Origin of the sequence: Aequoribacter sp. (genome assembly GCF_965659035.1) — a bacterium.
In the GTDB taxonomy this organism is placed as follows: Bacteria; Pseudomonadota; Gammaproteobacteria; order Pseudomonadales; family Halieaceae; genus Aequoribacter.
Map to the genome: position 1 here is coordinate 1 of NZ_CBFHWH010000106.1, position 6,310 is coordinate 6,310.

At 51.5% G+C, this 6,310-nt stretch carries 5 protein-coding genes; 1 reads left to right on the forward strand and 4 read right to left on the reverse strand.

Annotated elements, in window-relative coordinates; genetic code table 11:
* Positions 1-114 precede the first annotated feature (114 nt).
* Both ACTF5Z_RS10895 and ACTF5Z_RS10900 read right to left on the reverse strand, forming a co-directional pair.
* A complete protein-coding gene (locus tag ACTF5Z_RS10895) occupies positions 115-528 on the reverse strand; it encodes a DUF6691 family protein (RefSeq protein WP_438985655.1) in 414 nt (137 codons plus the stop codon).
* A complete protein-coding gene (locus ACTF5Z_RS10900) occupies positions 525-998 on the reverse strand; it encodes a YeeE/YedE family protein (protein ID WP_423849792.1) in 474 nt (157 codons plus the stop codon). The genes ACTF5Z_RS10895 and ACTF5Z_RS10900 overlap by 4 nt, the downstream gene beginning before the upstream one ends.
* Before the next feature lie 124 nt (positions 999-1,122).
* On the opposite strand from ACTF5Z_RS10900, the gene ACTF5Z_RS10905 reads away from it, so the two are divergent.
* A complete protein-coding gene (locus ACTF5Z_RS10905) occupies positions 1,123-2,226 on the forward strand; it encodes an AI-2E family transporter (protein ID WP_438985656.1) in 1,104 nt (367 codons plus the stop codon).
* 75 nt (positions 2,227-2,301) lie between these two features.
* Here ACTF5Z_RS10905 and exaC read toward each other — a convergent pair whose 3' ends face one another.
* Both exaC and ACTF5Z_RS10915 read right to left on the reverse strand, forming a co-directional pair.
* A complete protein-coding gene (exaC, locus tag ACTF5Z_RS10910; RefSeq protein ID WP_438985657.1) occupies positions 2,302-3,822 on the reverse strand; it encodes an acetaldehyde dehydrogenase ExaC in 1,521 nt (506 codons plus the stop codon).
* A gap of 77 nt (positions 3,823-3,899) precedes the next feature.
* Positions 3,900-6,215, reverse strand: a complete 2,316-nt coding sequence (locus tag ACTF5Z_RS10915; RefSeq protein WP_438985658.1) for a Tex family protein — start codon at positions 6,213-6,215, stop codon at positions 3,900-3,902.
* Positions 6,216-6,310: the final 95 nt, after the last annotated feature.

Below are 6,310 nucleotides of genomic sequence, written 5' to 3' on the forward strand. Positions count from 1 at the left end.
GACAGAAGAGAAATAACCCAAGTCTGAAGGTTAAAAGTTTAAAGGGGGCTCAGTCTGACTTAGCCCCCTTTTTAACGGCTGATTATCTAGCCCGCGATCGACACGAGATAGCGCCTATTTAGCAGAGAAAAACCTGCCCTGTAAATAAGCACCAACAAACATACCGCCCAATGCATACAAGACCGGCCAGTTACCAGCGCCAACGCTCGCGATGGCCGGCCCTGGGCAAACACCTGACAAGCCCCAGCCAACGCCAAACACCAAAGCACCCAAGAGTGTGCGTGAGCGTGCATTTGCAGGACGCGAACTAAACTTCGCCGCGAACAGCGGTGCTTTGCGAATTTTAGGGATCAACTGGTAGACCACAAAGGTTAGACCCGTGGCGCAGCCGAGCACCAACAGCAAACCAAAGTCATTAAAGTTTAAAAAGCTCAGTACAACTTCTGGTTGAATCATCGTGGCGTAGGTCAAGCCCAAACCGAACAAACCGCCCGCAATAAAGACTTGAAGTAAGGCCATAGGTCTCATGCTACACCTCCAAACATCGTGACAAGATGCGCGACCACAATCGCTGTGGATAAAAAGACGAGCACAGCCAGGATCGAGTCAAGATCTAGTAAAGCCATACCGCAAATACCGTGGCCTGAGGTACAACCGCTACTTAAGCGCACCCCAAAACCAGTGATTAATCCACCGATCGCCAGCTGCCAGGGCGCCACTTCGGTGACGTTCATGGGCAAACCGAACAGCTGAACGCCAATAAACGCGCCGGCAATTAAGCCCAAAGAATAGACGTTGCGCCATGTGCGCGAGGATACGTTGCTGTCCGTAGCAAAGCGTTTGTCTTTGGTCAGATAAGTCCAGACCGTTGTCAAGAACGAACTGGCGCCTCCCATTAAACCTGTGCTGACAAACAGCCAGCTGACACCGGCACCAATCAATAAACCGCCGATAGCATAGTGCGCCATGCCCATCGGGAATAGTTCTGCCCAATCCATAAGGTCCTCCTCGAAAAAGAACGCAAGTGTACACAAAAGTTAAACGCTTAGCAGATTATTGACTTTGTGTCTTATTACGCACTCGGGCTACACTTGTCTGCCAAAGCCAAATCGCGAGCCAGACATGCAAAAAGTTATCGAGATACGATCGTTCATCGCAGCGCTAATTGCCGTGAGTATCGCTTTCACCTATCTCATGCTGCCGTTTTTTAGCGTCATTCTGTGGGCATGTATCATCGCGCTGCTCTTCCACCCCTTGCATACAAAAATCCTGCAACGGTCTCCGCGACGCGAAAACACAGCGGCTCTTCTTACCTTGCTCGCATGCATCGTAATCGCCGTTACGCCCACTTTATTCTTGACTAGCGCGTTCATAAAACAAGGCACCGCCATTTATCAACAGCTGGAATCTGGGCAAATCGAACCAAGCTTATGGATTGATCAAGTTCGCACCGCTTTTCCAATAATAGACAACGTATTGGCAACGCTCGGTTTGGATATTGGCAAACTCAAGCAACAACTCGGATCCCTCTCGGTCGATGCAGGCAAAGCGATGGCCAGCAATGCCCTCGCAATCGGGCAAAACACTCTAGCGTGGTTTGTCAGCCTTGGGCTCATGCTGTACCTAGCGTTTTTTATGCTGCGCGATGGCGCCAGCCTGATACCTGTTCTTATTCGCGCCCTACCTTTAGGCGACGAGCGCGAACGCCTGCTCATGCAAAAGTTCGCCGAGGTGACGCGCGCAACGATAAAAGGTAGCCTCGTCGTCGCCATGGTTCAGGGTGCCTTGGGCGGATTGATCTTTTGGTTCTTAGATCTGCCGGGGCCCGTGTTGTGGGGTGTCGTGATGACGGTACTATCCTTGATCCCAGTGGTCGGCGCCGGCCTGATTTGGTTACCGGTTGGACTGTACCTGCTAGCCACAGGGAACACCTCTGACGGAATCATCTTGATCGCTTTTGGCGCCGTTGTGATTGGGCTAGTCGACAATATCCTACGGCCCATTTTGGTGGGGCGCGACACCAAATTACCCGATTATTTAGTCTTATTATCCACTTTGGGCGGATTCACAATGTTCGGCATGACAGGCTTCGTGCTTGGTCCGTTGATTGCCGTACTGTTCATCACCTTTTGGGAAATTTTTAGTCGCGAGTTCAATGTCATGATCGAGGATACTTACGACGAGGACGAAACGGCAAACCTCGGCTCCGACAATCCCGACTCATAACGAGGTTAATGTCGAACGGCATAGCAAAAACGGGCCATTGGCCCGTTTTCTCGTTGTCGCGTTTCAATCTATCGGTCAGAAGAAACCTAAGGGGTTGATGTCGTAGCTGATCAATAAGTTTTTAGTTTGCTGATAGTGGCCAATTGCCGCCTTGTGGGTCTCACGTCCAACACCCGATTTCTTGTAACCTCCGAAGGCAGCGTGTGCGGGATAGGCGTGATAGCAGTTCATCCAAACCCGACCCGCTTGAATGGCACGGCCCATTCTAAAGGCTCGATTGGTATCACGAGTCCACACGCCTGCGCCTAAGCCATACTCGGTATCATTGGCTATGGCCAAAGCTTCTTCTTCGGTTTTAAAGGTAGTAACGCCTACAACTGGACCAAAGATTTCTTCTTGGAAAACACGCATGTCATTGGTACCGCGCATCAATGTAGGCTGGATGTAGAAACCCGATTCAAACCCATGACCTACCTGAGCTGCGTCGCCGCCGGTTAAGAACTCGACCCCCTCATCGCGGCCGATTTGTAAGTAACTCATAATCCGATCGTACTGTTCTTGCGAGGCCTGAGCACCTACTTGGGTTTCAGTATCAAGCGGGTTGCCGCGCTTGATGGTTAGCGTTCGCGCAATGACCTTTTCCATAAACTCATCGTAAATACTCTCTTGAATCAGCGCGCGCGATGGACAGGTACACACTTCACCTTGGTTAAAGAAGGCTAGCACTAATCCTTCTACGCACTTACTAATAAAGTCATCCTCGTGCTGCATAATATCTTCAAAGTAAATGTTGGGCGACTTGCCACCTAACTCTACCGTCGAAGGAATAATATTTTCGGCGGCACATTTTAAAATATGTGAACCTACGGGCGTTGAACCCGTAAACGCGATTTTAGCGATGCGTTTGCTGCTTGCCAGGGCTTGCCCCGCTTCCTCGCCATAACCGTTGACGATGTTCAGCACGCCTGCGGGTAACAAATCGCCGATCAACTCCATCAACACCAAAATCGATGCGGGCGTCTGTTCTGCAGGCTTCATCACCACGCAGTTGCCGGCTGCCAGCGCAGGGCCTAACTTCCACGCTGCCATCAACAGGGGAAAGTTCCACGGAATGATTTGACCAACAACTCCTAGGGGTTCGTTAAAGTGATACGACACTGTGTTGGCATCAATATCCGCGGTGCTGCCTTCATCGGCACGGATACAACCGGCGAAGTAGCGGAAGTGATCGGCCACCAAAGGGACGTCGGCCGCTAGCGTTTCGCGAACGGCTTTACCGTTATCCCAAGTTTCGGCAACCGCGAGCATTTCTAGGTTGGCCTCTACTCGGTCTGCCATTTTTAACAGAATATTCGACCGCTCGGTCACCGATGTTTTACCCCAGGCCTCGCGTGCTGCATGAGCGGCATCCAGAGCTAGGTCAATATCGCGCCGATCGGATCTCGGTACTTGGCAAAACACAGCGCCGTTTACCGGCGAGACGTTATCAAAATACTGGCCACCGACGGGGGCGACCCACTCACCACCAATGTAGTTTTGGTATTGAGATTTAAAGGTAATAAGAGAATCTGGACTTCCAGGATTGGCAAAGATCATAGGGCGCTCCTCAGTGCTTGGATCCTCTGAGACTACGCCCTTACCCAACTAAACCAATTAGACTTTAGTCGATGAACCTACTTCTTTTTCATAGCCGCTTGCAGCAAAGCTCCCATCGTGCCTTGTGCCGCTGGTTGCGCAGCTGCTTTACCGGTTGAAGATTTAGTTTTGGAGCCGTCTCGGCGCTCGGGGCGAGAGGATTTTGGCGCTCCCCGCTCAGAACTGCCAGGCTCATCTGACATTCGCATACTTAAGCCAATACGCTTGCGCCTTTCGTCGACTTCCATCACTTTGACTTTGACCACCTGTCCAGCTTTTACCACGTCTCTTGGGTCTTTTACGAACTTGTCGGCCAAAGCCGAGATGTGCACGAGACCGTCTTGATGCACCCCAACATCCACAAACGCGCCAAAATTGGTCACATTGGTCACTGTACCCTCCAGCACCATGCCCGGTTCAAGGTCACTGACTTTTTCAACACCCTCTTTAAAGCATGCGGTGGTAAATTCCGGACGGGGATCGCGGCCGGGTTTTTCAAGCTCTCGAACAATATCTTGCAGGGTGGGTAAACCAAATTGCTCGGTGACATAGCGCTTTAAATCGATTTTAGAAATCGCAGATTTATTCCCAACCAAATCTGCAACACTTAACTTTAGGTCAGCAGCCATTGTCTCTACGACACTGTAGGCCTCGGGGTGCACTGCTGAGCTGTCTAGAGGATAGGCCCCTCCGTGCACGCGCAAAAAGCCCGCGGCTTGCTCGAAGGTCTTCTCGCCCAAACGCGGTACCGACTTCAAACTCGCACGATCCCTAAAGGCACCGTGTTGATTTCTAAATGCGACGATGTTATCGGCAATGCTTTGGTTTAAACCCGACACGCGTTTTAACAAGAGAGCCGAGGCCGTGTTGAGCTCAACGCCGACACTGTTTACACAGTCTTCGATGACGACATCCAAACTTTTCGCCAATTGGATCTGACTGACATCATGCTGATACTGACCTACACCAATCGATTTAGGGTCAATTTTCACAAGCTCGGCCAAGGGATCCTGCAAGCGCCGCCCAATCGACACCGCGCCTCGTATCGTGACGTCTAGATCGGGCATTTCCGCTGCCGCTTCGGCCGAAGCTGAATACACCGAGGCACCCGCTTCGTTTACCATGACCTTCTGCAAACCCAATTCTGGGTGCAGCTTAATAAGATCACCGGCTAGCTTATCGGTTTCTCTCGATGCCGTACCATTGCCAATGGCAATAAGCTCGGCCGAATACTGCTTAGCCAACTTAGCTAACTGCGCAATAGACGCATCCCACTGATTTTTGGGGGCATGCGGGTAAATTGCGCCGTGATCAACCACCTTACCTGTGTTATCGATCACTGCTACTTTGACACCCGTGCGCAAGCCAGGATCGAGGGCTATGGTGGCCCGCTGACCGGCAGGCGCGGCTAACAACAAATCCTGTAAGTTCGCTGCGAATACTTCAATCGCAGCGGCTTCAGCGCGCTCGCGTAAATCAGCTAATAACTCGGTTTCTAGATGAAACTGCAGCTTAATACGCCAGGTCCAGCGCACTGTTTCCTGCAACCACGCATCTGCTGGCTGACCTTCGTCACGCAGGTCAAAGAATTGCGCTATCATCGATTCGCAAGGGTGTCTCTCGCCCTCTGGTACCTCGATATCGACCTTGATACTAAGAACGCCTTCGCGGCGACCTCGAAACATCGCCAAGGCTCGGTGCGACGGAACTTTTGACCACGCCTCTTTATGTTCGAAGTAATCTCGGAACTTCTCACCTTCGACTTCTTTACCTGACATCACGGTTGCGAGCAAGGTTCCGTTATCGGCCAGATAACCGCGTAGCTTGGCAAGCAAATCCGCTTCCTGCGCAAAGCGTTCCATCAAAATGTATTTAGCGCCATCTAGCACAGCCTTTGAGTCGGCAAAGCCTGCCTCAGCATTAATGTAAGCTTCGGCTTCCGCTGCAGGGTCGAGTAGGCGGTTGGCAAATAATGCGTCAGCCAGCGGCTCAATGCCCGCTTCAATGGCGATCTGCCCTTTCGTGCGTCGCTTAGGCTTGTAGGGTAAATACAAGTCTTCGAGGCGCGTTTTGGTCTCGGCATCTAAGATGTCTTTTTTCAGTGTTTCGGTCAGCTTGCCCTGCTCTTCGATGCTTTTGAGGATCGTATCGCGTCGATCTTCAAGCTCGCGTAAATACACTAAGCGCTCGCTCAACTGGCGCAACTGCGTGTCATCTAAAGAACCCGTCACCTCCTTACGATAACGAGCAATAAAGGGAACGGTGGCGCCCTCGTCCAGCAGTTCAATGGTGGCCGTTACTTGTTTTTCGGCAACGCCGAGTTCGTCAGCAATGCGCCGAGACAATGAGATCATTGGGGATTATTCCTAGTACCGCGTAAAGTCGCTTAGTATCTCACAGCCGCAATCAAGTGGCATCTAGTTCAAGTGCACCAAAATGCAGGATTGGC

Coding starts and splice junctions, on each gene's coding strand:
- exaC (WP_438985657.1), bottom strand. CDS start 3,822: ATGATCTTTGCCAATCCTGGAAGTCCAGATTCTCTTATTACCTTTAAA.
- ACTF5Z_RS10915 (WP_438985658.1), bottom strand. CDS start 6,215: ATGATCTCATTGTCTCGGCGCATTGCTGACGAACTCGGCGTTGCCGAA.
- ACTF5Z_RS10900 (WP_423849792.1), bottom strand. CDS start 998: ATGGATTGGGCAGAACTATTCCCGATGGGCATGGCGCACTATGCTATC.
- ACTF5Z_RS10905 (WP_438985656.1), top strand. CDS start 1,123: ATGCAAAAAGTTATCGAGATACGATCGTTCATCGCAGCGCTAATTGCC.
- ACTF5Z_RS10895 (WP_438985655.1), bottom strand. CDS start 528: ATGAGACCTATGGCCTTACTTCAAGTCTTTATTGCGGGCGGTTTGTTC.